Here is a 25,557-nt window from a genome sequence, read left to right on the forward strand (position 1 = left end):
GGAATATCATGTCTGACAAGAACCAACTGCAAGTCGAAGCCATCCGTCACGGCTCCGTCATCGATCACATCCCCGCTGGCCAGGGCATCAAGATCCTCAAGCTGTTCCAGCTGGTTGAAACCCAGGAGCGGATCACCGTCGGCTTCAACCTGAAATCCGGCGCGCTGGGCAAGAAGGATCTCATCAAGATTGAGAACACCCGCCTGACCGAACAGCAGGCCAACCAGCTGGCGCTGTTCGCCCCCAAGGCGACAGTCAACATCATCGAAGACTTCAATGTTGTGAAGAAGCACCTGCTGGAGCTGCCGGAGTTCATCGCCGGGGTGTTCCACTGCCCCAACTCCAACTGCATCTCCCACAACGAGCCGGTGGACAGCTACTTCCGGGTGCGCGAAGTGAAAGGCGTGGTACGGATGAAGTGCAAATATTGCGAGAAGTCCTTCACTCAGGACATCGTCAGCGAGCGTTACTGATATCTGATTGGGCCCCGCGGGGCCCATTTTTGAACCCTGTCACATCACCGAATTTCCAGTCAGCTATAATTTGCCATCGCAAGATGGTAATGCCCGCTCATTCCCTGCATATAGATGGATTATCAGTGTTTTTGCCTGATAACTGACTGCTATGGCAGATATCGCGCGTTTACCTCCGGTCATCATCAAAGGAATTCGCCGTGGTCAAAACCCTCAGTCGTCCCGTTGCCCAAGAGCCCGATCTGGCCCAGCTGGATGCCTGTCGCCAGATCATCGGTCAGCACTGCTACAGCACCCAGGAAGAGATCCGTCGCGAGCTGTCGGAGCGCGGCTTTGCCGACATCAGCCAGTCCACCATCTCCCGCCTGCTGCGCCGTCTCGGCGTCGCCAAGGCGCAAAATGCCAACGGCAAGAAGGTCTACACCCTGGTCGATGAGCAGCTGGAACCCGCCGGCAGTACCCGCTCGATCCACGACATGGTGCGCGAAGTGGTACACAACCAGCAGATGGTGCTGATCCACACCACCCCGGGGGCCGCCACCGTGGTGGCCCGCCTGCTGGATCGCAACGCCAATCCCGAGATCATGGGCGCCGTCGCGGGCAATGACGTGGTGCTGGTCGCGCCGCGCCATATCAGCCGCACCCGTCAGGCCCATGCCGCCGTGGTGCGCACACTGGCGCAGGCCCGCTAAGCTCTCTCCCCAAAATGCACTGAGGCGACCCGCGGGTCGCCTTTTTGTTACCTGCTACTTTGTGCCCATCACTTCTTGCGCCCATAAAAAACGGGAGCCCGCAGGCTCCCGTTTCATCTTGCTTGTTATCCCTCAGGAGAGCACGGCGCCCAGGCTCAGGCAGACCACGATCAGCACGGTCAGGATACCGAGCAGCGGAGCCACCCACTTCAGCCAGCGCACATAAGGCACCTTGGCGATGGCCAGACCGCCCATGACCACGGCGGAGGTCGGGGTCACCAGGTTCACCAGACCGGAGGCAGACTGGTAAGCAGTCACCACCAGATCGCGGCCCACGTTGGCGAAGTCGGCCAGCGGCGCCATGATCGGCATGGTCAGTACGGCCAGACCGGAGGAGGACGGCACCAGGAAGGAGAGCACCACTTCCAGCACGAACATCACGTTGATAAAGACGATGGTGGAGAGGCCGGTCACGATCCCTTCTGCACTGTGCAAAATGGTGTGAGTGATCATGCCGTTATCCATCACTACCACGATACCACGGGCGATACCGATGATCAGCGCCACACCCAGCAGGTCGCGGGCACCGTCGATAAAGTTGGAGGTCAGCTCCTCCTCGCTCATGCGGGAGATAAGACCAACGATGATGGCGGCAGCCAGGAACACGCCGGAGATCTGCGCCATCCACCAGCCCAGCACGGCCACACCGTAGATCATCACGGCAAAGGCGGCGACGAAGATACCCAGCACGATTTTACGGGTCAGGGTGAACTCCAGCATCTGGTCGCTCTTGTTGCCAAGGAAGTGGGCACGGTTCTCTTCCCACTTGTCAGCCACCAGAGATTTGCTCGGATCGCTGCGCACCATCTTGGCGTAACGCATGACGTAGGCAACACAGAGCAACCAACCGGCGACCAGCATGGCGACGCGCAGCCAGATACCGTCGGTGAAGGAGATACCGGCGGCGTTGGCCGCAATAACGGTCGCAAACGGGTTGATGGTAGAACCGAGAGTACCGATACCGGCCCCCAGCAATACGGTTGCAGCAGCCACCACAGGGTCAAAGCGGGCGGCCATCATCACCGGCACCAGCAGGGTGTAGAACGGCAACGACTCTTCGGCCATGCCGTAGATGGTGCCGCCTGCGGCGAACAGCGCCATCAGGATCGGGATCATCCACTCTTCCCGGCCGCGCAGGCGGTCGGTCACACGTTCAATACCGGCATCGATGGCACCTGTCTTGGTCACAATGCCAAGAAAACCACCGATGATCAGGATAAAGAGGGAGACGTCGATGGCGCCTGCCTCATAGGTGTCGTGGTTGTAGAGGCCATCGATAGGTGCCAGCAGCACGTCGACGATCCCCTGGGGATTCCCCTCCACCAGTTTGTAGGTACCCGCCACCGGCACTTCTTTGCCGAGGGCTTCGTTCATGGTCATCTCATATTTGCCGGCCGGCACTATCCAGCTCAGGGCGGCCACCAGGGCGATCAGCACAAACAGTATCGTGTAGGCTGACGGGAACTTGAATTTGGTCATGGTCCAGCTTCCTTCTGTGGGTGTGGTATCCATGCAGGCTGCGGGTTGTAGGGTTAGAGGTATTATGCCGCTGTCACATGGTCGAAAAGCCGGGGGTCGCCCCCCGGCACCACTACTGCGACCTTAGTCGCCCAGCGTAGCAACCATCACTGCCTTGATGGTGTGCATCCGGTTTTCGGCCTCGTCGAACACGATGCTGTGCTCGGATTCGAACACATCCTCGGTCACTTCCAGGCCTTTCATGCCATATTTGTCAGCCACTTCCTTGCCCATGGTGGTCTCGTCGTTGTGGAATGCGGGCAGGCAGTGCATGAACTTCACATCCGGGTTCTTGGTGGCATTGATGACATCCATGTTGACCTGATACGGGGTCATCAGTTTGACGCGCTGATCCCAGGCTTCTTTCGCTTCACCCATGGATACCCAGACGTCGGTGTAGAGGAAGTCAGCACCCAGAACACCCTCTTTCACATCTTCGGTCAGGGTGATGCGTGCGCCGGTCTCTTCGGCGATCAGGCGACACTTGGCAACCAGCTCCTCTTCCGGCCAGAAGGCTTTCGGCGCGACCAGACGGATGTCCATGCCCATTTTGGCAGCGCCGACCATCAGGGAGTTGCCCATGTTGTTGCGGGCATCACCCAGGTAGGCGAACTTGATTTGATCCAGACGCTTGCCCTTGCCGTGCTCCAGCATGGTCATGAAGTCAGCCAGGATCTGGGTCGGGTGAAATTCGTTGGTCAGGCCGTTCCACACCGGGACACCGGCGTAGGCGCCCAGCTCTTCCACGATCTCCTGACCGTAGCCGCGGTATTCGATACCGTCATACATGCGACCCAGTACACGAGCTGTGTCCTTCATGGACTCCTTGTGACCGATTTGGGAACCGCTTGGGCCAAGGTAGGAGACCTGCGCGCCCTGGTCGAAGGCCGCTACTTCAAACGCACAGCGGGTACGGGTGGAGGTCTTCTCGAAAATCAGGGCGATGTTCTTGCCGACCAGATGCTTGCGCTCGTAGCCACCGTATTTGGCTTTCTTCAGGTCGATGGCCAGGTCGATCATGTATTGGATTTCGCGCGGGGTGAAGTCCAGCAGTTTCAGGAAGTTACGGTTACGCAGATTAAAAGCCATGATGAGTTCTCTCTATATATGTTTCAGACCAGTTCGGGCAGTAGTGTTGACTACGCATTCTCAGTACAGATATCGGTAATTACGCATGTACGGTGCGGGTGGCGACGATATTGGTGCCGGCTTCACCCTTGAGGATGGCGAGGCCATCTTCCAGCGAGCCGATGCCGACCATGCCGCCGGTCGCTTTGACAAATTCACAGGAGGCTTCGACTTTCGGCCCCATGGAACCTGCGTCGAACTTGACCCCGGCCAGCTCGTCCGGGCTGGTGACTCGCAGCGGACGCTGGGTCGGTTTGCCCCAATCCAGATAGACGGCATCGGCATCAGTCAGGATCAGCAGGGCGTCAGCCTTGATCTGCTTGGCCAGATAGGCGGCAGACATGTCCTTGTCGATGACGGCTTCGATACCGGTCAGGCTCTGGCCATCCCAAGTCACAGGGATGCCGCCACCACCGGTACAGATGATGAGGTGACCCTGGGCAATCAGGGTTTCGATGGCATCGCCTTCAACGATGCGCTGAGGCAGCGGGGACGGCACTACGCGGCGGAAGAACTTGCCGTCAGCCTTGACCACCCAGTGCTTCTCTTCTGCCAGGGCGCGGGCTTCAGCCTCTTCGTAGACGGGGCCGATAAATTTGGTCGGGTTGGCGAATGCCGGATCCTTGGGATCAACCTGCACCTGAGTCAGCAGCGCGGTGACGTTGCGGCTCGGCATCAGGTTTTTCAGCTCCTGGATCAGCATGTAGCCGATCATGCCCTGGGACTCGGCACCCAGCACATCCAGCGGATAGGGGGATACCTTGGTGTAGGCGCTGTTTTGCAGGGCCAGCAGGCCGACTTGCGGGCCGTTGCCATGCACCAGCACCACGTTGTACTCCTGAGCGATCAGGGCGATGGTTTTGGCGGCAGTGGCGATGTTCTTGCGCTGGATATCCGCTTCCAGTGGCTCACCACGACGGAGCAGTGCATTGCCACCCAGAGCGACGACGACAGTTGGTTTTTTCATAGTGGTTAATCTCGAGTTTGGTTCTGTGTGGCGCCAGCTTCTGCCGGCGCCACGCCGTCTCATCAGATGCTGTCGCGTTCCATCGGGCAGCTCATGCAGCGGGCGCCGCCGCGGCCACGGCCCAGTTCATCACCCGGGATGGAGAGAACTGTGATACCGGCTTTGTCATATTTCTCGTTGGTGTAGGTATTGCGCTCGTAACCCACCACCACGCCGGGACGTACGGTCAGCACGTTGTTGGCGTCGTTCCACTGCTCACGTTCTGCTTCGAAGCTGTCACCGCCAGTGGTGATGATCTTCAGCTGATCCACGCCCAGTGCTTTCTCGATAGCGGTGACGAAGTAGCCCTCTTCCTTGATGTTCATGCCGGTGGCGCCGCCCGGAGTCAGGCTCCAGCACTGCACATCCTTGCGGATCACTTCCGGATAAACGGAGAAGGTATCGACATCCATATGGGTCATGACGGTATCCAGGTGCATGCAGCTGCGGTGCTTCGGCAGCTCCATGGCGATGACCTGTTTAGCCTGACCGTGTTTGAACAGGCTGCGAGCCAGGTGCTCGACACCTTGTGGGGTGGTGCGCTCGGACATGCCGATCAGCACGGCGCCACGGCCGATAACCAGTACGTCGCCACCCTCGATGGTGGAGTTGTCGTAGTCGCGATCTTCATCACCGAAGTACTTGATGAAGTCCTGACCGGCAAACATCGGGTGCCAGCGATAGATGGCCTTCACATGGTTGGTCTCGCGGCGACGAGCCGGTTTGGCCATCGGGTTGATGGAGACGCCACCGTAAACCCAGCAGGAGGTGTCACGGGTGAAGAGGTGGTTGGGCAGCGGCTCGATGATGAAATCGGTCGGAGCGTGCATGCCCACTACCATGTTGACGCCGCTGTAGGGCATCTCGGAGTAAGTCAGGCCGCCGGAGAGAATGCGGGCTAGTTCGCGGTGCGGCATGTCAGCCAGGAAGCAGCGCACGTCGTTGGCAAAAGAAGAGCCGAGGCGGTAGTCGGAGACCTGATGTTGCAACAGCCAGGTTTTGGCTTCCGGCACATCCAGGGTTTCCGCCAGCAGATTGGTCAGCAGGAAAACTTCGACATTCTGATCGCGCAGTACCTGAGCGAATTTGTCGTGCTCCTGACCGGCGCGTTCAACAGACAGGACGTCATCGAACAGCAGATCCTGGCAGTTGGAAGGAGTCAGACGCTTCAGACTGAGGTTGGGGCGGTGCAACATGACACGGCGCAATTGGCCAACTTCAGAACCTACATAAAATTTGCTCATGATTATATTCCGTCTAGCAGTGGTCCCTGCGAGTGATTGAATAGATTCCTTCTATTCATGCTCGTGGCTAAGGCGGGATATTCTTTATGTAGGGTAATCGGCTTATGTTCTATCCTGCCCTTGCCTTTCGAGACCGAGGTTAGCCCTGCGAATCACGACAAACTTAGACATTGATCACATTCACTCAGAACTGAATATATTCACCATCCAATCTATGACCCCGGTAGCAAATTGCGCATTTTCCAAACAAATCGCACCGAATAACCATGCAAAACCACCCTGCTATATTTCAGGTTGATTCATTTTTTATTCATGCCAGTTCACTGGAGTGATTAAATGAAAATAACAAAAACTGTTAAAAATCATCACTATAAATAACTTTACAAATATAATTTGAATATTACTCCCTAAGTATTGAATACATCGCCGTGACGGGAGGAACACGGGAGAAATAAATACTCACATCGACCACATTCACTGCATAAATCTTTTCTTGTTCCAGATCATGGCATTGATGCCAACCCCATCAGGCTCGGCCTCATCAGTCACCACCTCTTTGTGCGGTTCAACTTAATATGCACAAAGTCCGCATCAAGGTGGGCAGCCATCCTCGTCGGTCACCACAACGCCTTTTGATACTTTTTTCATTAATTGAATTTATTCGTCTCACCTTGCACTGGCGCCAACCTCGACTTAACTCAGAAAGTGATCCAGATCACACAGGAATGGCACTACCAAGGAGTTGTTATGAAGATGAAACCCATGCTGTTGCTCGCGACTTTGCTGCTCTCTGCGCTCCCCACCCTCAGCCAGGCTGAAGGAGCCCCTGCCATGCCCATGGTGGTATGCCATGTCGACAAGGCCCCTCAAATGCTGGTGCCTGACTATGTCTGCCGCTGGCAGGGAGGCAGCGTTCATTACTAGTCGAAACAACGAGAGGAGCATCACTCCTCTCGCCTTGTGATGAGACTAGCCCCTCCTATACTGAAATCAGCGGTTTTCTCATGGATAGGGGAACGTCATGATCTTGTTGGTCGGTGGAGAGAAGGGGGGGAGTGGTAAGAGCTGCCTGGCACAAAATCTGGCGGTCTACCTCAGATCCCAATTTCAGGGGGAGGTGTTACTGGTCGACTGCGACCCGCAGCGCACCACCTCTGACTGGATTCAGGAGCGCAACGACAACCCGGAGCTACCACAAATCAACTGCGTACAGCTCTATGGTAATATTCGCAACGACCTGCTCAGCCTGAAAAACCGCTACGACTACGTCATCGTCGATTGCGGCGGGCAAGACAACCGGGCGCTGCGCTCTACCATGGCTGTCGCCACCCACGCCCTGATCCCCTTGCGCCCGAAACGTCGCGACCTCAAGACCCTGCCCCACATGGAAGATCTCATCACCACCTGCAAGATGGTCAACCCGACCCTCAATGCAGCCGTAGTGCTGACCCAGTGCCCCGCCCTGCCCAATCAGGTAAAACGCATTCTGGAAGCGAAAGAGGTTTGCTCCTCGTTCGGTGTCGACGTCCTGAACGCCATCACCTATGGCCGCAACGTCTATGACGACAGCGAAGAGAAGGGACTGTCGGTGATGGAGATCGAGCCGGATGGCAAATCCGCCGAAGAGATCCGGGCCATCGCCAAAGAGTTCCTGCAAGTGGGGGTGTGAGATGGGTCTGGCCGATCTGAAGAAAAAGCACCAGCTGCATCACCAGAAGAAGTTCACCGTCGACGAATTTATCGAAGATGCGGAGTTCTACGCCAAGGGCAAACCCAAGGTGGTCAGCCTTGAACTGGGCCTGCATCGTGATGAAGCCTTGTCGGCGCTGGCCTTTATCGAGAGTGGTGAGCACCTGAAGCCCAGCTACAAAAAAGCCACCTTCTCCATGAGCACGGTGGCCATCGACGAGCTGGGTAACCTGACCCAGCAAGACGGCATGAACAAGTCCCTGTTGCTGCGCCTTTTTACCCACTACTTCTCTTCGCTCACCCCGGAAGAGCGCCAGACCATCTATGAGCGGCTCAACCAGCGCTCATAATTTCTCCATTCAACCGCTCTTTGTGTGCCTCACCAACTCACCATGAATGACCATCATCAGACTGCAACATCTGTTTCTGAAGCAACCAAAACGCCATGTAAGAGATCTGCCATTCCACATGTAAGCCAACAGCCGAAAAGATCCCCGAGATAATCGGAAGATAAGATCTTAAAACATGAAGATGACAAACTTAAGTGGCTGTTTATAAACGAATAAATCGAAACCCATCACTTTCGAAATAGCTAATGACAAAAACGTTTTCCAATCTGGCGTTGTAGCCGGTTAGAAAATCCTTATAGTTACTCATGCACGGACGCAATGAAGTCGGTCAGGAAGACTGGCTGCCAAGGTTGGGCAAATGGACTCACCACAGGATGTGGTAAAGGACACCTCCCAGGACGGAGAAAGTGCGACGGGACAGGATGACTCGTCAGGCCAAGATGGCTAAAGGACACCCCAAAGGATTGGGAAGGGGAAACCTAAAGGAAGAGGTAAACAGTCAGGGATTGCAGGGAGCAACTTCGTTCAAGGATCTGAGCGATACGACTACCGGGGGCGACGCAAGTCGCCCCCATCTTTTTATCTGCATTTCACCGTCCCCTTGCTTGGCTCTCAATTGCTTGCCTCAGCGCAGAGACTTCTTACCAGAACCTTCCCGACCCGCTGCTTAAGCAAAAATACATATGAAAGGGGCGCCACGATGGCGCCCTTTTCTGTTTTCTCATCGGCAAACAAGCTTATATCACGCGAGAGAACTGCTGCTGACGCGCCTTGTTGCGCAGGTACACGTCGAAGCACATGCAGATATTGCGGATCAGCAGCTGCCCCGTGGAGGAGACTTCCAGACCATCCTCCGTCATACGCACCAATCCATCGTTGATGAAGGTCTGCAGCAGCTTGAGATCATCGGCAAAATACTCTCTGAAATTGAGCCCGTGCGCCTGTTCGACAGCAGCAAAGTTCAGACGGAAATCACAGATGAGCCGCTTGATCACCTCACGTCGGATCAGGTCATCCTGATTGAGCGAGCAGCCTTTCCACTGGGCATGACCCAGCTCTGTAACCTGAGCGTAATAGGCCTTGAGCTCTTTCTGGTTCTGGGAGTAGGCATCACCGATCATGCTGATGGAGGAGACCCCCAGTCCCAGCAGATCGCAATCACCTTGTGTGGTATAGCCCTGGAAGTTGCGGTGCAGCTTGCCCTCGCGCTGCGCGACCGCCAGCTCGTCATCGGGTTTGGCAAAATGGTCCATACCGATGAACTGGTAACCCTGACCGGTGAGGAAGGCGATGGTGTCCTGCAGCATGGCCAGTTTCTCCTGCGGCGCAGGCATATCCACCTCTTTCAACTTGCGCTGGGCGGCAAAGCGACTCGGCAGATGGGCATAGTTGAAGATGGAAAGGCGCGCCGGATCCGTCTTGAGCACCTCTTCCAGCGTATGGTGGAAGCTGGCACGATCCTGATGCGGCAGGCCATAGATAAGGTCGAGGTTGGTCGAGCGGAAGCCAAGTTCACGAGCCCGCTCCAACATGGCTTTAATAAAGTCGTTGTCCTGCTCGCGGTTGACCGCAACCTGCACATCCTTGTTGAAGTCCTGCACCCCAAGGCTGATGCGGTTGAAGCCGATGTCTCGCAGCACATCCAGCATGGTAATGGCAATCTCGCGCGGATCGACCTCGATGCTGAACTCCCCCTCTTCGGCGAAATAGAAGTGCTCACGCAGCATGGCCATCAGACGGCGCGTTTGCGCTTCATCCAGATAGGTGGGTGTACCGCCCCCCCAGTGCAGTTGGGTAACCAGACGATGCTTGAAGAGCGGGGCTTGCGCCTTGATCTCCTGCTCCAGGTAGTCGAGATACTCGTCAGCCTTGTGCTGATGGCGGGTAATGACCTTGTTGCAGCCACAGTAGTAGCAGAGCTTGTGACAGAAAGGGATGTGCACGTAGAGCGACAGATTGCGCTCGGGATACTGGCCGGCAGCGCGGACAAAATCCGGATAGCCGAAGCTCTCGTTGAACTCCAGCGCAGTGGGATAAGAGGTGTATCGCGGGCCACTGTAGTTATATTTTTCGATCAGGGCCTGATCCCACACAATCTGTTCTGCTTGCACGCTCGCTTCCTCTCTTGTTGTTATTGTTGGCTCACCGACCTAACTGAAAATCCTTCAGCTGGGCCACATCCTTGAGGATCTGAGCCTCCAGCTCGGCCTCGTAGCCGCTGCGTTCGAGATCCATCTTCATCACTTCATTGCGCTTGAGGGCGCGTCTGGCCTCATGAGTCGGCATATCTTTCACCTTCTCATACAGCCCGTACAGACCCGGGAACTCGGCAACGAACGCTCGCCCCCCCTTGATCTGCAACGCATCCAGCAGATTGGTCAGCCGAATGGCGCCTTCGGAGTAATCGCACTGCCCCTCCTGCACCGCATGGGCAATGACCCGTACGCTCTCCAGAATTCGCTCATTGCGAGCGGTAATCGCCTGCCACTGCATCGCTTGCTGTCGTCTCAGCCTGGCCAGCAGCATGCCTGCATAGATGGCCAATCCTGACAAAATCAGGCCGCCCAACAGGGCGGCCAGCATCCATCCACTCATCACTTTTTCTTCGGCTCAGGCTTGGGTTCCGGCTTGAAATCGACCTGGTTGAAACGGTCCCACAACTCCTCTTCGGAGGCCGGTTTCTGCTCGTCGAACTCGGCGTCATCGCCATCATCAAACGGCAGCTCATCATCTTCATCATCGTCGTTGTCGATGATGCCCAGCTCATCCATCAGCTCCTGATAACGGTCGACACGCTGATCAACCCAGGCCTGCTCGGCCGCTTCCAGGGTTTCGCCGGCATCAAGACGATCCAGCAGATCATTCAAGCGGTCATCGTTTTCGATGGAAGCCAGCTCCTGCTCGGGCGTCATCACCAGCTTCTTCTCTTTCACCGCCTTGGGTGCTGCCGGCTTCTTCTGTTTGTCATCCACCACCAGAACTACCGGCTTGCGGGAACCGATACGCGGATCTTTGGACTGGCTGTTGCCAGACTTGTTCTTCGGCTGTTCAACTTGCTGACGAGAACCAGCCTTCAGGCCCTTGCGCTTGGCAGCCCGTTTACGCTCACGGCCTTCCTGAGCACTGACATCAGATTCTTTGCGCTTGCCAGTAGGCTTGCGAGTGGGTTGTTTGGCAGACATGAATGGCTAACTCCGAAAAAAAAAACTGGTTTGACCCGTACCCGGGATGATCTCACCCGGTGGGATACGATGCGAGGAACAGTAAGGCTGGAACAAGAGCAGGATCCCGCACCAATCAGGCCCAATCAGGCCACTGAACACCGCAGGATCGGTATCCTCTGGGCATGTTGCTGGTATTTTGACACAGAATGGCTAATCGGGTTAATGACCCAAAAGAAAAAAGGCAGCCGAAGCTGCCTTGATATGTTCATGCGTGCGCCATCCTGAACGGCAAAACAATCTATTTCGTCCTCTCCGTGACAACTTGTCGCCGCATCATATCGTTGTGTGGTCATCCTGACCTTATATTGGTCGTTCCTGAATGTGCGTGTGCCTGTTTGACCCGTCTCGACCGCATCCTGCCATCGTGCCGGGGAGTCTGCATCCCGCAACCCCATCCCGCTCCGGAGATGGTCACCATCCTGATCCTTCAATCCTTTGCCAGCTCATCCGAGCCCATGGCATCCCGCCACGCCAGCCATCCTCTGCTCACAACACCCTGTCGTGAAACCGCCACCCAATCCGTGGGTGAATCCATTAAGCCTACTGTACCAACTCTATAAAGCGGCTCAATCCACTCAAAACATTCTCAACATGTCGAAAAATATCAATATTCATATAATTTATTGATAAATAATGATTATTTAATATTTTATGCAATTTTATGAGCCTTGGCCTGCCTTGAGAATGGGAGATCTCTTACAGAACGGGGGGATTAAACCGAGAATTATCTGAAAGCCATAAAAACAACGGGGAGCCTAGGCTCCCCGTTTCAACTCAAATCGACCGTATCGACTATATCAGTGCAGACCCGCCACATATTTGGAGAGGGCTTCGATATCCTGATCAGTCAGTTTCTTGGCAACGTCCCGCATCATACCGTTCGGATCGTTGTCACGCGTGCCGGCACGGAATGCGGTGAGCTGAGCTTTGATATAGGCAGGATGCTGGCCGGACAGGTTGGGATACTTCGCCTGTTCGACACCCGAGCCACGGGGACCATGGCAAGCCGTACAAGCTGCCAGACCGCGACTCATGTCACCACCCATATAGAGTGCCTTGCCCGCTTCGACCACGTCGTCAGGGACAGCGATAGGGGTAACCTTCAGGCTGGAGAAATAAGCCGCCAAGTCATCCATGTCCTGTTCCGACAAAGGTAACGCCATCGGCCCCATCACTGGCGCAACCCGGCCAATTTGACCAGAAGCGGCAGCCTTCAGTTCAACTAACTGCTTTTTGATATATGATGCGTGCTGACCAGCAATTTTGGGGTACATATCAACCAGGCTGTTTCCGTCCGGTCCATGACAAGCCGCACAAACGGCAGCCTTGGTCTGTCCCGCAGCGGCATCGCCCTTGGCTTGTGCCATCCCCGTTACGCCAACCATCAGAGCAAGAGTAATGACTAGGTTCTTCATGGCGTTCCAACTTTTCGTTATTAGGCTTCCAGATCCCATGCCGCTGAAGGCATGTTAAAATAAACGCGTTTAAGCGACGCTATTTTACACCATTTTACAAAAAAGTAACTCTATAACCCTCTATCTCCATGGGGAATTTACGTTGGATACACAAACTCTGAATTTCAATAAGGTGCATTTTGTGACCAGCGCACCCGACATCCGTCACCTGCCAAATGATGGGGGTGTCGAGATCGCGTTTGCCGGCCGTTCCAACGCCGGTAAGTCATCTGCATTGAATACCTTAACCAAACACAAGAACCTGGCGCGCACCAGTAAGACACCCGGTCGTACCCAGCTGATCAACCTGTTTGAGCTGGAACCGGGTAAGCGTCTGGTCGACTTGCCGGGTTATGGTTATGCGCAAGTTCCGCTGGAAATGAAGCTCAAGTGGCAAAAGTCACTGGCAGAGTATCTGCAGCGCCGTGAGTCATTGAAAGGTCTGGTGATCCTGATGGACATCCGCCACCCGCTCAAAGATACCGACATGAACATGCTGGAGTGGAGCTCGCACCGTCAGTTGCCCGTCATGCTGCTGCTGACCAAGGCTGACAAATTGAGCCCCGGCCCGCGCAACAACCAGGTGATCAAGGTGCGCCAGGCCGTTGCCAACCTCGGTTCCCAGATCCAGGTCGAAGCGTTCTCCTCTCTCACCCATATCGGTGTGGAGAAGCTGGCGCAAACCCTGACCGAATGGTACGTCAGTGGTGACGATACCGACCTGCTGGACGCTGATGAACAGCAACCTGCCGAGGAGTAATCTACTCCTCGCTCTCCTTGCAATTGGCGGAGCACTCCTCCGCTGATTGAAAGGGTTTCAGATTGCCGCTTTCACCTGCCTCACGACAAATACCCCGCATTCGCCTCCCCCTGCTATATCCAATACTGCTTAAAGTTCATATAGATAGGCAGTTAATTCACACGAATAATTAACTTAAGTAGGCGTTGATAGCGTTTTCAAATTCGTTCTTTCAAAACGAACAAGAATCACAAAAAGAGACAAAAATGAAATTTAATTACAAGGTATAACCGAAAGGGATAAAAATGAGGCCGGACGACAGTGATGCCATCCAGCCTGAAATAATAAGTTCAAAAAATTGGGAAGAAGCTGAATCTTGAGTACCAGACGACAGGTATTCCTCAAGAAGCAGCCTCATTCTATCAAATGCATCGCCAATTTAAAGCATTTACTCTAAATAGCACGCATAAAAAAACACCCCGACGAGAACCTCATCGGGGCAGCTATTCAGCCACATTCAATTACGTGAAATAAAAGGTCTGAAAGATAGAACATCTTACCTCTGTACCCTACGCAGACAACTGTACAGCAAAGCAGCAGAAAGTGAAAGTAATTTATGTAATTTAGTTTCACAAATTACAGATTAAGAAAAAACCTTTTACTTTCATGCAGATAAAAAAATCCCCAGTACGAATACCGGGGAGTTATAAAGGTGACTAGCTAGCACTTCCTCAACTATCTAGTTAGTCAGCGCCATTTCAAAGTAGTTCCGCTACAAAACAAAAAAACTTTGAAAAATCAGAGGTAGATAGCGCCATCTTCAGCAAACTCTTGTTCTTCAATGAGTTTTTCAGCCATGTCTTCAATATCAAAACGTACACTTTCGAAGGCTCTGACGATATCATCCTCCCTCGTCAGCGCCAGACCTGTCATTCTCTCCAGTCGCCGCTGGCTAATGTAACAATCTATCAGCGCCCCCATCTGCTGGGCAGGAAAACGCACCCGCTGTTCGTCAGCCTGCCACTCCATCAGATCAGGAAACAGAATACCCTGGTTCATATCACCCCCAAGTTACGCTTCAACTCTCTCAATACCTGTTTAGTCCCGGGACGAATTCCGCGCCACACGGTAAACGCTTCGGCGGCCTGTTCCACCAGCATGCCGAGCCCATCCATGGTTTGACGGGCCCCCTGCTGCTTGGCCCAACTGATAAAAGCCGTATCCGAGGCGCCATACATCATGTCATAGATGGCAATATCAGTGTGGATCAGGGCTGGGGCCAACGGCGGCAGCTCTCCTTGCAGGCTGGCGGAGGTAGAGTTGATGACGAGATCGAATGGCCCTGCCAACTGCTCATAGGTCTGGGCAGTCACAGGCCCCAGATCGCAGAATTCGGCAGCCAACTGTTGCGCTTTTGTGTAGGTGCGGTTGGCGATCACCAGCTCGCTCGGCAACTCAGCCAGCAGCGGCGCCAATGCACCACGAGCCGCGCCACCGGCACCCAGCAGCAGGATCCGGCTATCCGCCAGCGTCACACCATGGGACTTGAGATCGGCGACCAATCCGGCACCATCGGTATTATCCCCCAGCAACACGCCATCATCGGTCAGCTTGATAGTATTGACCGCGCCCGCCCGCTTGGCCCTCGGGCTCAAGCGATCGACCAGAGTGAATGCCTGCTCCTTAAAGGGAACGGTGACATTGCATCCCTTGCCCCCTTGGTCAAAGAAGGTGCGCAGGGCTTGGGCAAACTCGTCGACGGCGGGTTCAGCCAACCCATACTCCAGCTCTTGCTGGGTTTGTCTGGCAAACAGGGTGTGAATGAAGGGGGACTTGCTGTGGCGCACCGGGTGGCCAAAAACCAGATAACGATCCATCAAAGAGTTCCATCAGAGGGCAATATTCCGATTTAACGGGTTTTCACTCTCGGGAACAAGCCGAATATCAGCCAGTAAAAAGGGACCATCATGGTCCCTCGGGTCACAGCCACTCTCGCGGCGTAAGGTAATCGGTGTAGAGCAAGGCTTCAGGAGTGCCCGCCTCCGGCTGCCAGTCATACTCCCAACGTGCCAGAGGTGGCATCGACATCAGGATCGATTCGGTACGTCCGCCGGTCTGCAGCCCGAACAGGGTGCCACGGTCATACACCAGATTGAACTCCACATAACGGCCGCGACGATAGAGCTGGAACTCCCGCTCCCGCTCGCCATAGGGCAGAGCCTTGCGTCGCTCGATGATCGGCAGGTAGGCATCGAGATAACCCCGACCTACCGCCTGCATAAAGGCAAAGCAGTCGGCAAAAGGCCAGCGATTAAGATCGTCAAAGAAGAGACCGCCCACCCCTCGCGTCTCGTTGCGGTGCTTGAGGAAGAAGTAGCGATCGCACCAGGATTTGAACTCGGGGTAGATCTCATCACCAAAGGGCTGGCAGAGATCACGGGAGACCTGATGCCAGTGCTGCACATCTTCGGCAAACGGGTAGAAGGGCGTCAAATCGAAACCACCGCCAAACCACCAAATGGGCTCTTCACCCTCTTTCTCGGCAATGAAGAAACGGACGTTGGCATGGCTGGTCGGCACATAGGGGTTGTGCGGATGGATCACCAGCGACACACCCATCGCCTCGAACTTGCGACCGGCCAACTCTGGCCGATGGGCTGTAGCAGAGGCAGGCATGGCATCGCCATAGACATGGGAGAAGTTGACGCCCCCCTGCTCGATCACCGCGCCGTGGCGCAGCACACGGGTGCGACCACCGCCACCGCCTGCACGGCTCCAGGCATCTTCCACAAAGTGTCCACTGCCATCGGCCTGCTCCAGACCACGGCAGATCTCGTCCTGCAACTGCAACAGGAAGGCCTTGACCTGGGCCACATCCGGTTTGCTCATCTTGTCTCCAGTCAGGCAGGATCGTGAACGCCCTGTCAATTTTTATAGTTAAATCAATCAGATGAGCTCACCGCTCAGCGGATTGATGGCAAATCATGACGTATCCGCCTGCTCAGGAGGGGCGAATAATGGCGCCGGTTCGGGCGTCCTTGATCTCGGAGGGATTGGCTTGACCACCCACTTCACCGGGCAGGATATAGGCTAACTTGCTTGCCAGCCGCTCACCAATATCGGCCACCCGACGGGCAGGCTCCTCACCGGTCAGGTTGGCGCTGGTAGAGACCAGCGGCTTGCCAAAGGCACGGCACAACGCCTGAACCTGAGGATGAGCCGTCACGCGTACCGCGAGGGTCTCGAACTGCCCGGTCAGCCAGGCTGGCGTCGTTGCACGGGCAGGCATGATCCAGGTAAAGGGGCCGGGCCAGCTGGCTTCAACCCGAGCCAGTTGTTCACCGCTAAGTTGGCTCAGATCGATGTAATCCTGCAATTGCTCTACGTCGGCAGCAATCAGGATCAACCCCTTCTCCACCGGACGCTGTTTGATGGCCAGCAGTCGCTGCACCGCCACTTCGGAGTCGGGATCACATCCCAGACCAAACACGGCCTCGGTCGCATAAGCAATCACCCCTTCCTGCTGGAGGGCGGCAACCGCCTGTTCAAATTCATTTGGCATAGGAAAAATGCGGCAGCCAGGCTGCCGTCTCGTCACTTAGTAGCAAATTGAATCCATACGGCGGCGACCATGGCAAAGTGACGTTTTGCTGTTGCACAGGAAAATACGACACATCAGGATCGCCACCCGTTCACTTACTTGAGTTGAGCCTGCAGGGCGGCATCCTTGGCCATCACCTCTTCGGCATTCTTCTGGCGTTCGGCCCGAACCTTGGCCGCCAGTTCATCATCGGCTACTGCCAGCATCTGGGCTGCCAGATAACCTGCGTTCTTGGCACCGGCTTTGCCGATCGCCACTGTCGCTACCGGTACACCACCCGGCATCTGCACGGTGGAGAGCAGCGCATCCAGCCCCTTGAGCGGGCCACCATCGATGGGCACCCCGATCACAGGACGAGTCGTGATGCCGGCTACGGCACCCGCCAGATGCGCCGCCAGACCGGCAGCACAGATAAAGACCTTGCAGCCACGGGCCTCGGCATCGGTCACATACTGATGGGTCGCAGCCGGTGTGCGGTGTGCGGAGGTGACTTTGACTTCCACTGCGATATCAAATGACTTGAGCACCTCGAGGGTGGTCTGCATCACAGGGAAATCAGAATCAGAGCCCATCAATACGGCAACAAAGGGTTTATTCATGGTGGGAATTTCCTTACTCCAAGTGGGGGGTTGAAGTTCACCGAAAACGTTTCAATCCGGTTGCGGCGGCGGGATTATACCTGCTCACTTTGGTGGCCGCATTTCTTTTGCGGACAGACCCAACGCAGAGTTCCCCTCACTTTTTTCTCTACCATGATGCCCCAACCACACGCGGGGCAAGGCATGGGGATCGGTTTGTCGTTCACCACATATTTGCAATGGGGATAGCCATCACAGGAGTAAAACTGCTTGCCGTAGCGGGAGGTACGGCTCACCAGATGACCCTTGCCGCACTCGGGGCAGAGGATCTGGGTATCATCGCTCTCCTGCAGGGATTCGATGTGCTGACAGGCCGGATACTGGGTACAACCGACAAACAGACCGTAACGCCCCTTCTTGATCGCCAGCGGCTCTCCGCAATCGGGACAGGCAGAGCCTTCGAGCACCTTTTCGATGTCGCGGCCGGATGGCGTCAGGGAGCGAATGTAATCACAGGCAGGATAGGCAGAACAGCCGAGAAAGGGGCCATGTTTGCCCTGGCGTATCACCAGCTCGGCCCCGCACTGCGGGCACGGCTCGCGCTCGAAGGCATGTTCGTGGGCTGAAAAGAGGTGATGATCGATTTTTGACATGGGCCGCGCCTTGAAATCCAGATGGCCTGAATTCTACCAGCGCGGCACCGGACTGTCAGTGAATGACGCCGTCTGACTCATCAAACACCAGCTCTTCCATCTGCTGGTAGGCATTTTCACTGCCCGGTACGTTGAACAGCACCATCATGACGACCCACTTCAGGTCATCCAGCTCGATATCCGGCTTGTCCAGCTCGAGCAGGCGCTCGATACAGATCTCGCGGGTTTCGGCATTCAACACCTGGGCCTGTTCCAGAAAGAGCAGGAAGCCGCGGCACTCGGTGCTGAGGCGTGCCAGCTCTTGCGGAGCATAGATACGCATCGAGCCTTGCGCGCTGGCGGTAACATAGACCTCCCGCTCGCTATCGTGCAGATTGGCCAGCCGCTCCAGCCAGTCGAGCGCCTTGTCGATCTCTTCTTTATCGAAACCGGCCCGGCTCAACTCGTCGGTGAGCTCATCCTGCTCGACCATCACATCTGCATCGCTGTGGATGTAGGTCTCGAAAAGGTACATCAATACATCAAACATGATTCGCCCTCCTCGCTCTGACGTATCCACCGGCTACCGCCATCACTGCACCGGCCAGCTCCAGCTCTACCAACCTGCCCAATACCACTTCGACAGGAAGCTGGGCCCGCTCGGCAACGGTATCCACGCTCGTGGTCTCATAATCTACGTTATCCAACAAATCGGCATAAGGCAATTCGCTATTATTCGGTTGCTCAGATGGTATGACCGACGAATGTGGCCGTGCGACCCACTCTGGCAGCTCTTCCACTATATCGGCCGCACTCAGCACAAGTTTGGCCCCCTGCTGAATTAATCTGTTGCACCCTATCGCCTGGGCATTTTGCGGGGCGCCGGGTACCGCAAACACTTCGCGCCCCTGTTCAAGCGCATAGCGAGCGGTGATCAGCGAACCGCTCTGCTCGGTCGCCTCCACCACCAGGGTTCCCAACGACAGACCACTGATAATACGGTTGCGACGAGGAAAATGTTCAGCCAGCGGCCCTTTATCCGGCGCCAGCTCGGAGATAAGCAAGCCGCCGCTCTCCAGAATCTGGCCTGCCAGCCCCTGATGGCGTTTGGGGTAGAGGCAATCCAGCCCGGAACCCAACACGGCAAGGGTGATACCGCCACCAGCCAGCGCCTGCTGATGGCAAACACCATCGATACCGAGCGCAAGGCCCGAAGTGATGGCTAACCCGCATCCAACCAGTTCGCTACAAAGGCGGGAGGCATTATCTTTGCCTGCATAGGTAGGATGGCGTGTCCCCACCATTGCCAGCTGGGATAGCGACAGCGCAGCAAGATCACCACGACAGTAGAGCAACAGGGGGGCCGCGGGAATTTCCCGCAACAAGGGTGGATAAATCGGGTGATCTTGCGGAATAAGGAGATTGTCAGGCAAAGCGGCCCAAGCCAGGCTCTGCTCAACCACCGGCGAGGGCCAGCGCAGTTGCCTGACCTGCTCTGACGACAGCCCCATACCATACAGTTGCGCTTCATCGCTCTGAAACAGGGCCTCAATACTTCCCCCAGCCCGTTCCAACAGACGTGCAGCGGTCACCGGACCAATACCGGTGACCGCATCGAGAGTTAGCCAGAGCGCCAGACGCGCGTCGGGGTAGTTCACGTCAGAAGTGAGTGACCTGATAGCCCGTACTCACCATGTCGTTACTCTGCATGATGAGACCGTAACTCAGCTTGTCATACACCTTGAACAACATGACACGGGCAATCGCTTCAGAGGGCAGTGGTGCCTTCTTGTTGCTGCTGTAAAACACCCGGTTAAAAACCGACGAGAGCTCCTTGTACTGTACATCGCCATTCTTGGTGACCAGAGCAGCACCGGGCCGTCTGACATCCAGTACATCCCCGGCGACTAGCTGATCGCGGCCACCCCGGTTGATCAGCACCACATCAAACTTGCCACCGCCCCGGGTCTTGTTCGGCAAATCGATGATATAGCCCGGCGTGATGGCAGGTGCCGCTTTCGGTGTGAAGACGGCGGACATGTTCTCCTGAGCGGGCAGCGGCATCACCTTGTCGCCCTGCAGCACTTCGCGCTGGTTATGAGTCAGCATCACCTCGGTCCGATCGCCATCAAGACGCGCAACGGCCCGCACCACACCGGCAAAGATCGCCTCCTGGCCCAGCAGTTCACCGGTTTCGCGATCCTTGTAGACCACTCCGGGGTGATAAATGCCATAGACCTGCCCCGGTGTCAGGGAGCCCTGTACATAGAGGGTGTCCCCCTCCAGCATGCCGATATGTTTCTGATCTGACCCCAGCAGATACGGCAAGGTTTTCTGCTGCTGGTTGTCAGCCAGAATATGGTCGGTTTGCAGGAAGGGGCCTATCTCGCTGATAGGCAGGGTCGGAATGGGGTTGGCCTTGTTCTCGTAACGGGTTTTCGGGCCGAGACGGATGACTTGCTTGCCACCCTGCATCGCCTTGCCGAGCCGGGGTTCACCATTGACCCAGCTCAGATGCAGTACATCACCGGGGTAGATCCAGTGAGGATTGGCAATCTGCGGATTGATGTTCCAGAGACGGGGCCAGAGCCAGGGTTCGGAAAGATACTTGCCGGAGATATCCCACAGGGTGTCGCCTTTTTGCACTACATAGCTTTCGGGGTAACCCGCTTTCAGCCTCAGCTGATCGGCCAGTGCTGCCTGACTCACGGTCACCAGCAGGCAGGCGAGGATGGTTTGCTTCAGATACATAACACTCCCTGTTACTTCTGTACGCAAAGTGTTGCTGTTTTTTGTCGGCGTAAATGACTAGAATTACGCCAATATTGACTGCATTTATACGAAACTAAAGAAAAAACTATGGCCATTCTAGATGTATTGCGTTTTCCCGATGAGCGCCTGCGCACCGTTGCAGCCCCTGTCGAGACCTTTACACCCGAGTTACAACAGATTGTAGATGATATGTTCGAAACCATGTACGCGGAGGAAGGCATTGGCCTGGCCGCGACTCAGGTCGACATTCACCAGCGCATCATAGTGATCGATGTCTCTGAAAACCGTGAAGATCCTCTGGTATTGATCAATCCGGAGGTCATCGAGCAGTGCGGCAGCACCGGCATTGAAGAGGGTTGCCTCTCCGTGCCCGGCAGCCGTGCTCTGGTGCCTCGCGCTGAACAGATCAAAATCCGCGCCCTGGATCGCAACGGCAAGCCGTTCGAGCTGGAAGCCGACGATCTGCTCGCCATCTGCATCCAGCATGAGATGGATCATCTGGTCGGCAAGCTGTTTGTGGATTACTTGTCCCCGCTCAAGCGCCAGCGCATTCGCCAGAAGCTGGAAAAGATGGCCCGTGAAGATCGCAAAGTCCTCTGAGGATCTGCCCCATTGAATAAGCTGAAACTGATTTTTGCCGGTACTCCCGACTTCGCCGCCCGTCACCTGGCGGCGTTGTTGTCTTCCGACCACGAGGTCGTTGCCGTTTATACCCAGCCTGACAAGCCTGCTGGCCGTGGTCAGAAGCTCACCGCCAGCCCGGTCAAAGAGCTGGCACTGGCCCACAACCTGCCGGTTTACCAACCTGCCTCTCTGCGCAAGGAAGAGGCGCAAGCCGAACTGGCCGCCCTTGGCGCCGACCTGATGGTGGTGGTTGCCTATGGCCTGATCCTGCCCAAAGTGGTGCTCGATACCCCGCGGCTGGGCTGCATCAACGTCCATGGCTCCCTGCTGCCGCGCTGGCGCGGTGCCGCACCAATCCAGCGCTCTATCTGGGCGGGCGATGCCGAAACTGGCGTCACCATCATGCAGATGGATGTGGGGCTGGATACCGGCGCCATGATCCGCAAAGTGACCTGCCCCATCGCCGCCGACGAGACCTCCGCCAGCCTCTATGACAAGCTGGCCGAGCTGGGCCCGCAGGCTCTGGTCGACACCATCAATGCCATGGCCGTCGGTGAAACCGCTGCCGAGGTGCAAGATGATGCGCTGGCCAACTACGCCGAGAAGCTCTCCAAGGAAGAGGCCCGCATCGACTGGTCGATGGAGGCGGTTGCCATCGAACGCTGCATCCGCTCGTTCAACCCCTGGCCCATCAGCTGGTTTGAAGTGGCTGACCAGACCGTCAAGGTATGGCAAGCCGCCGTCATTGACAGCGACCACGGCCAACCCGCCGGCACCCTGCTCAAGGCCGACAAGCAGGGGATCGATATCGCCACCGGCAAAGGGGTATTGCGCCTGCTGACCCTGCAACCGCCCGGCAAGAAGGCGATGTCCGTTTCGGATCTGCTCAACTCTCGCCGCGACTGGTTTGAACCCGGCACGCAATTGAATTGAACTGGATTGAATTGACACAAGCGGGGCCCAGGCCCCGACTTGCGCATCTAAGGTAACTCTATGAAAACACGTGCACAGGCCGCTCTCGTTATTCAACAGGTGCTGGATCAGGGTCAATCCCTCTCCGCTGTTCTGCCTGCTGCCCAAGAGAAAGTTGCACCTCGCGATCGCGCTCTCCTGCAAGAACTCTGCTACGGCACCCTGCGCTGGCTGCCCCGCCTCGATGCGGCAGTCAACGAGATGATGGACAAGCCGCTCAAGAACAAGAGCCGCATTTTCCACTACCTCATCCTGGTCGGTCTCTATCAGCTCATCTACACCCGCATTCCGGCTCACGCCGCGGTGGCCGAGACCGTCAACGCCGTCAAACTGCTCAAGGGTACCTCCCTGCGTGGCCTCATCAACGGCGTGTTGCGCAACTTCCAGCGCAGCGCCGAAGTCATTCTGCTGCGTATCGACCGCGTTCCCAGCATTCGCCTCGGTCATCCGGAGTGGCTCACCAAGCGCCTGCGTCAGGCCTATCACGATGAGTGGGAATTCATCATGGAGGCGAACAACCAGCGCCCTCCCATGTGGATCCGCAACAACAGCCAGCGCCAGAGCCGCGATGCCATGCTGGCTCGCATGGCCGAAGCCGGCATCAATGCCGTGGCCGGTGAAGAGGGCGAGGATTGCATCCTGCTGGAGCATCCTTGCGATGTGACCAAGCTGCCCGGCTTTGAAGTGGGTGACTGCTCGGTACAGGATGGCGCAGCACAACAGGCCGCGGCACTGCTCGACCCGCAACCGGGTGAGTGGGTACTGGATGCCTGCGCGGCACCCGGTGGCAAGACTGCCCACCTGCTGGAGCGTCAGCCCAAGCTGGCTGGCGTGGTTGCCGTCGATGCCGACGAGAACCGCCTCAAGCGGGTGCAGGAGAACCTGGATCGCATCGGCCTGACCGCCAAAGTGATCCACGGCGATGCCGCGGCACCGGAACAGTGGTGGCCGGAGGGCCAGTTCGACCGCATCCTGCTGGATGCCCCCTGCTCCGCCACCGGCGTCATCCGCCGCCACCCAGACATCAAGTGGTTGCGCCGTGATCAGGACATCCGCGAGCTGGCCGAGCTGCAGCGCCGTATTCTCAATGCCCTCTGGGGCAAGCTGAAAAGCGGCGGCACCCTGCTCTACGCCACCTGCTCCGTCCTGCCGGAAGAGAACCGCGAACAGATCCGCGCCTTCCTTGCCGCGACCAAAGATGCCAAATTGGTACCGTTGCACGAACAGGACACTCCGGACTGCCCGGGTCGCCAGTTCCTGCCGGGTGAAGCCGAGATGGATGGCTTCTACTACGCCAAGCTGGTCAAGCTGTGACGCTGACATGCTTCTTCCGGGGCAATCGCCATGCAGGCGAAATGCCCCTTTACTGCCTCAACGCGAGTAGACGTTCCCTATGAAAATCATCATTTTGGGAGCCGGCCAGGTCGGCGGCACTCTGGCCGAGAACCTGGCCGGAGAGAACAACGACATCACCATCGTCGATACCGACAGCGAACGCCTGCGCGAACTGCAGGACAAGTTTGACCTGCGGGTGGTCAACGGGCACGGCGCCCACCCAAAGGTGCTGCGTGAAGCGGGTGCTCAGGATGCCGACATGCTGGTCGCCGTCACCAACAGTGACGAGACCAACATGATCGCCTGTCAGGTGGCCTACTCCCTGTTCAACACCCCGAACAAGGTGGCGCGGATCCGCTCGCCGGCCTATCTGACCGAGCGGGATCGCCTGTTCCTGCCAGAATCGGTACCGGTTGATCACCTGATCGCGCCGGAGCAGTTGGTGACCGACTATGTACGTCGCCTGATCGAATACCCGGGCGCCCTGCAAGTGGTTGATTTTGCAGGTGGCCGCGTCGGTCTGGTAGCGGTCAAGGCCTACTACGGTGGCCCGCTGGTGGGCAACGCCCTCTCGACCCTGCGCGAGCACATGCCCAACATCGAAACTCGGGTAGCGGCCATCTTCCGTCAGGGCCGCCCGATCCGCCCGCAAGGTACCACCATCATCGAAGCGGATGACGAGGTCTTCTTCGTCGCCGCCGCGGGCCATATCCGTGCCGTGATGTCAGAGCTGCAGCGCCTAGAGAGCCCCTACCGCCGCATCATGATCGTCGGTGGCGGCAACATCGGCGCCGGTCTCGCCCGCCAACTGGAGAAGCGCTACAGCGTCAAGCTTATCGAGCGCAATCAGAAGCGGGCGGAGCAGCTCTCCGAACTGCTGGAGAACACCATCGTCTTCTGCGGCGATGCGGCGGATCAGGAGCTACTGGCCGAGGAGCACATCGACCAGATCGACGTCTTCATCGCCGTGACCAACGAGGATGAGGCCAACATCATGTCGGCGCTGCTCGCCAAGAAGATGGGCGCCAAGAAGACCATGGTGCTGATCCAGCGCGGCGCCTACGTGGATCTGGTGCAGGGTGGCTCCATCGATATCGCCATCTCGCCGCAGCAGGCCACCATCTCGGCCCTGTTGACCCACGTGCGCCGGGCCGATATCGCCAACGTCTACAGCTTGCGCCGCGGTGCTGCCGAGGCGATCGAGGCGATTGCCCACGGTGACGAGAACACCTCCAAGGTGGTCGGCAAGACGGTGGGCGAGCTCAAGCTGCCGCCGGGCACCACTATCGGTGCCGTAGTGCGCGGAGATGAAGTACTGATCGCCCACGATCGCACCAAGATCCAGCAGGATGACCACGTGGTCATGTTCCTGGTGGACAAGAAGTATATCCCGGAAGTGGAGCGGCTGTTCCAGCCAAGCCCCTTCTTCCTGTAACGTCTTCATGCGCACAGGCTGTCAAACCAGA

28 protein-coding genes are annotated in these 25,557 nt (G+C 56.7%); 10 read left to right on the forward strand and 18 right to left on the reverse strand.

Features of this window, described 5'->3' with window-relative positions; translation table 11 throughout:
* Positions 1–8 precede the first annotated feature (8 nt).
* Both pyrI and WBR25_RS19720 read left to right on the forward strand, forming a co-directional pair.
* A complete protein-coding gene (gene pyrI, locus WBR25_RS19715) occupies positions 9–473 on the forward strand; it encodes an aspartate carbamoyltransferase regulatory subunit (protein ID WP_139461806.1) in 465 nt (154 codons plus the stop codon).
* A 200-nt stretch (positions 474–673) separates the two neighbouring features.
* The gene (locus WBR25_RS19720) at positions 674–1,165 is read left to right on the forward strand and encodes an arginine repressor (protein WP_005339728.1); all 492 of its coding nucleotides are present in this window, start codon (positions 674–676) and stop codon (positions 1,163–1,165) included.
* Between the two features lie 132 nt (positions 1,166–1,297).
* On the opposite strand, the gene WBR25_RS19725 is transcribed toward WBR25_RS19720, so the two are convergent.
* From WBR25_RS19725 to arcA, 4 genes are all read right to left on the reverse strand, one after another.
* Positions 1,298–2,704, reverse strand: coding sequence for a YfcC family protein (locus WBR25_RS19725; RefSeq protein ID WP_005339725.1), 1,407 nt, complete (start codon positions 2,702–2,704; stop codon positions 1,298–1,300).
* Between the two features lie 123 nt (positions 2,705–2,827).
* Positions 2,828–3,832, reverse strand: coding sequence for an ornithine carbamoyltransferase (gene argF, locus WBR25_RS19730; protein ID WP_005339721.1), 1,005 nt, complete (start codon positions 3,830–3,832; stop codon positions 2,828–2,830).
* 79 nt (positions 3,833–3,911) lie between these two features.
* Positions 3,912–4,838: a carbamate kinase gene (gene arcC, locus WBR25_RS19735; RefSeq protein WP_019445788.1), complete on the reverse strand. Its 927-nt coding sequence runs from the start codon at positions 4,836–4,838 to the stop codon at positions 3,912–3,914.
* Between the two features lie 62 nt (positions 4,839–4,900).
* Complete coding sequence (gene arcA, locus WBR25_RS19740; RefSeq protein ID WP_129504912.1) at positions 4,901–6,121, reverse strand: arginine deiminase; 1,221 nt, start codon at positions 6,119–6,121, stop codon at positions 4,901–4,903.
* 747 nt (positions 6,122–6,868) lie between these two features.
* Between arcA and WBR25_RS19745 the strand changes: the two genes are divergently transcribed.
* From WBR25_RS19745 to WBR25_RS19755, 3 genes are all read left to right on the forward strand, one after another.
* Complete coding sequence (locus tag WBR25_RS19745; protein ID WP_005339717.1) at positions 6,869–7,045, forward strand: hypothetical protein; 177 nt, start codon at positions 6,869–6,871, stop codon at positions 7,043–7,045.
* Positions 7,046–7,142: 97 nt separating this feature from the next.
* A complete protein-coding gene (locus tag WBR25_RS19750; protein ID WP_005339716.1) occupies positions 7,143–7,790 on the forward strand; it encodes an AAA family ATPase in 648 nt (215 codons plus the stop codon).
* 1 nt (position 7,791) lies between these two features.
* Positions 7,792–8,160, forward strand: coding sequence for a hypothetical protein (locus WBR25_RS19755; protein WP_005339715.1), 369 nt, complete (start codon positions 7,792–7,794; stop codon positions 8,158–8,160).
* Between the two features lie 737 nt (positions 8,161–8,897).
* Here the strand turns inward: WBR25_RS19755 and hemN are convergent.
* From hemN to WBR25_RS19775, 4 genes are all read right to left on the reverse strand, one after another.
* Positions 8,898–10,271 (reverse strand): oxygen-independent coproporphyrinogen III oxidase, encoded by a 1,374-nt coding sequence (gene hemN, locus WBR25_RS19760; protein ID WP_479749016.1) that lies wholly within the window; start codon positions 10,269–10,271, stop codon positions 8,898–8,900.
* A 31-nt stretch (positions 10,272–10,302) separates the two neighbouring features.
* Positions 10,303–10,743: a DUF2489 domain-containing protein gene (locus WBR25_RS19765; RefSeq protein ID WP_005339712.1), complete on the reverse strand. Its 441-nt coding sequence runs from the start codon at positions 10,741–10,743 to the stop codon at positions 10,303–10,305.
* A gap of 11 nt (positions 10,744–10,754) precedes the next feature.
* On the reverse strand, positions 10,755–11,342 hold the full coding sequence (gene yihI, locus WBR25_RS19770; RefSeq protein WP_019445784.1) for a Der GTPase-activating protein YihI: 588 nt from the start codon (positions 11,340–11,342) through the stop codon (positions 10,755–10,757).
* Between the two features lie 839 nt (positions 11,343–12,181).
* Positions 12,182–12,799 (reverse strand): c-type cytochrome, encoded by a 618-nt coding sequence (locus WBR25_RS19775; protein ID WP_005339710.1) that lies wholly within the window; start codon positions 12,797–12,799, stop codon positions 12,182–12,184.
* Positions 12,800–12,941: 142 nt separating this feature from the next.
* On the opposite strand from WBR25_RS19775, the gene yihA reads away from it, so the two are divergent.
* Positions 12,942–13,598 (forward strand): ribosome biogenesis GTP-binding protein YihA/YsxC, encoded by a 657-nt coding sequence (yihA, locus tag WBR25_RS19780; protein WP_043823173.1) that lies wholly within the window; start codon positions 12,942–12,944, stop codon positions 13,596–13,598.
* Between the two features lie 486 nt (positions 13,599–14,084).
* Here the strand turns inward: yihA and spfP are convergent, their stop codons facing one another.
* From spfP to WBR25_RS19830, 10 genes are all read right to left on the reverse strand, one after another.
* A complete protein-coding gene (gene spfP / locus WBR25_RS19785) occupies positions 14,085–14,132 on the reverse strand; it encodes a small protein SpfP (protein ID WP_462101308.1) in 48 nt (15 codons plus the stop codon).
* Positions 14,133–14,375: 243 nt separating this feature from the next.
* Positions 14,376–14,636: a DUF1488 family protein gene (locus tag WBR25_RS19790; RefSeq protein ID WP_019445781.1), complete on the reverse strand. Its 261-nt coding sequence runs from the start codon at positions 14,634–14,636 to the stop codon at positions 14,376–14,378.
* A complete protein-coding gene (gene aroE / locus WBR25_RS19795) occupies positions 14,633–15,454 on the reverse strand; it encodes a shikimate dehydrogenase (RefSeq protein WP_479749018.1) in 822 nt (273 codons plus the stop codon). The genes WBR25_RS19790 and aroE overlap by 4 nt, the downstream gene beginning before the upstream one ends.
* Before the next feature lie 103 nt (positions 15,455–15,557).
* Complete coding sequence (gene hemF, locus WBR25_RS19800; protein ID WP_479749020.1) at positions 15,558–16,466, reverse strand: oxygen-dependent coproporphyrinogen oxidase; 909 nt, start codon at positions 16,464–16,466, stop codon at positions 15,558–15,560.
* A 112-nt stretch (positions 16,467–16,578) separates the two neighbouring features.
* Complete coding sequence (gene tsaC, locus WBR25_RS19805) at positions 16,579–17,139, reverse strand: L-threonylcarbamoyladenylate synthase type 1 TsaC (protein WP_005356244.1); 561 nt, start codon at positions 17,137–17,139, stop codon at positions 16,579–16,581.
* A 134-nt stretch (positions 17,140–17,273) separates the two neighbouring features.
* Positions 17,274–17,777, reverse strand: coding sequence for a 5-(carboxyamino)imidazole ribonucleotide mutase (purE, locus tag WBR25_RS19810; protein ID WP_005339704.1), 504 nt, complete (start codon positions 17,775–17,777; stop codon positions 17,274–17,276).
* A 74-nt stretch (positions 17,778–17,851) separates the two neighbouring features.
* Entirely contained in the window at positions 17,852–18,409 is a 558-nt protein-coding gene (locus WBR25_RS19815; RefSeq protein WP_005339702.1) for a DNA topoisomerase family protein, read from the reverse strand.
* Between the two features lie 55 nt (positions 18,410–18,464).
* Positions 18,465–18,938 (reverse strand): DUF494 family protein, encoded by a 474-nt coding sequence (locus WBR25_RS19820; protein WP_005339699.1) that lies wholly within the window; start codon positions 18,936–18,938, stop codon positions 18,465–18,467.
* The gene (gene dprA / locus WBR25_RS19825) at positions 18,931–20,046 is read right to left on the reverse strand and encodes a DNA-processing protein DprA (RefSeq protein WP_429066584.1); all 1,116 of its coding nucleotides are present in this window, start codon (positions 20,044–20,046) and stop codon (positions 18,931–18,933) included. Before dprA ends, WBR25_RS19820 begins: the two co-directional genes overlap by 8 nt.
* Position 20,047: 1 nt before the next feature.
* A complete protein-coding gene (locus WBR25_RS19830; protein WP_479749023.1) occupies positions 20,048–21,139 on the reverse strand; it encodes a LysM peptidoglycan-binding domain-containing protein in 1,092 nt (363 codons plus the stop codon).
* A gap of 108 nt (positions 21,140–21,247) precedes the next feature.
* Here WBR25_RS19830 and def point away from each other — a divergent pair, with 108 nt between their 5' ends.
* The 4 genes from def to trkA all read left to right on the forward strand — a co-directional run bounded on the left by def (position 21,248) and on the right by trkA (position 25,526).
* Positions 21,248–21,760, forward strand: a complete 513-nt coding sequence (gene def, locus WBR25_RS19835) for a peptide deformylase (RefSeq protein ID WP_005357510.1) — start codon at positions 21,248–21,250, stop codon at positions 21,758–21,760.
* A gap of 12 nt (positions 21,761–21,772) precedes the next feature.
* A complete protein-coding gene (gene fmt / locus WBR25_RS19840; protein WP_279463994.1) occupies positions 21,773–22,717 on the forward strand; it encodes a methionyl-tRNA formyltransferase in 945 nt (314 codons plus the stop codon).
* A 60-nt stretch (positions 22,718–22,777) separates the two neighbouring features.
* A complete protein-coding gene (gene rsmB / locus WBR25_RS19845) occupies positions 22,778–24,070 on the forward strand; it encodes a 16S rRNA (cytosine(967)-C(5))-methyltransferase RsmB (protein ID WP_479749025.1) in 1,293 nt (430 codons plus the stop codon).
* 79 nt (positions 24,071–24,149) lie between these two features.
* Positions 24,150–25,526, forward strand: coding sequence for a Trk system potassium transporter TrkA (trkA, locus tag WBR25_RS19850; protein ID WP_005339689.1), 1,377 nt, complete (start codon positions 24,150–24,152; stop codon positions 25,524–25,526).
* The last annotated feature ends 31 nt before the right edge of the window (positions 25,527–25,557 follow it).

This window comes from Aeromonas sp. MTB, from assembly GCF_056632455.1.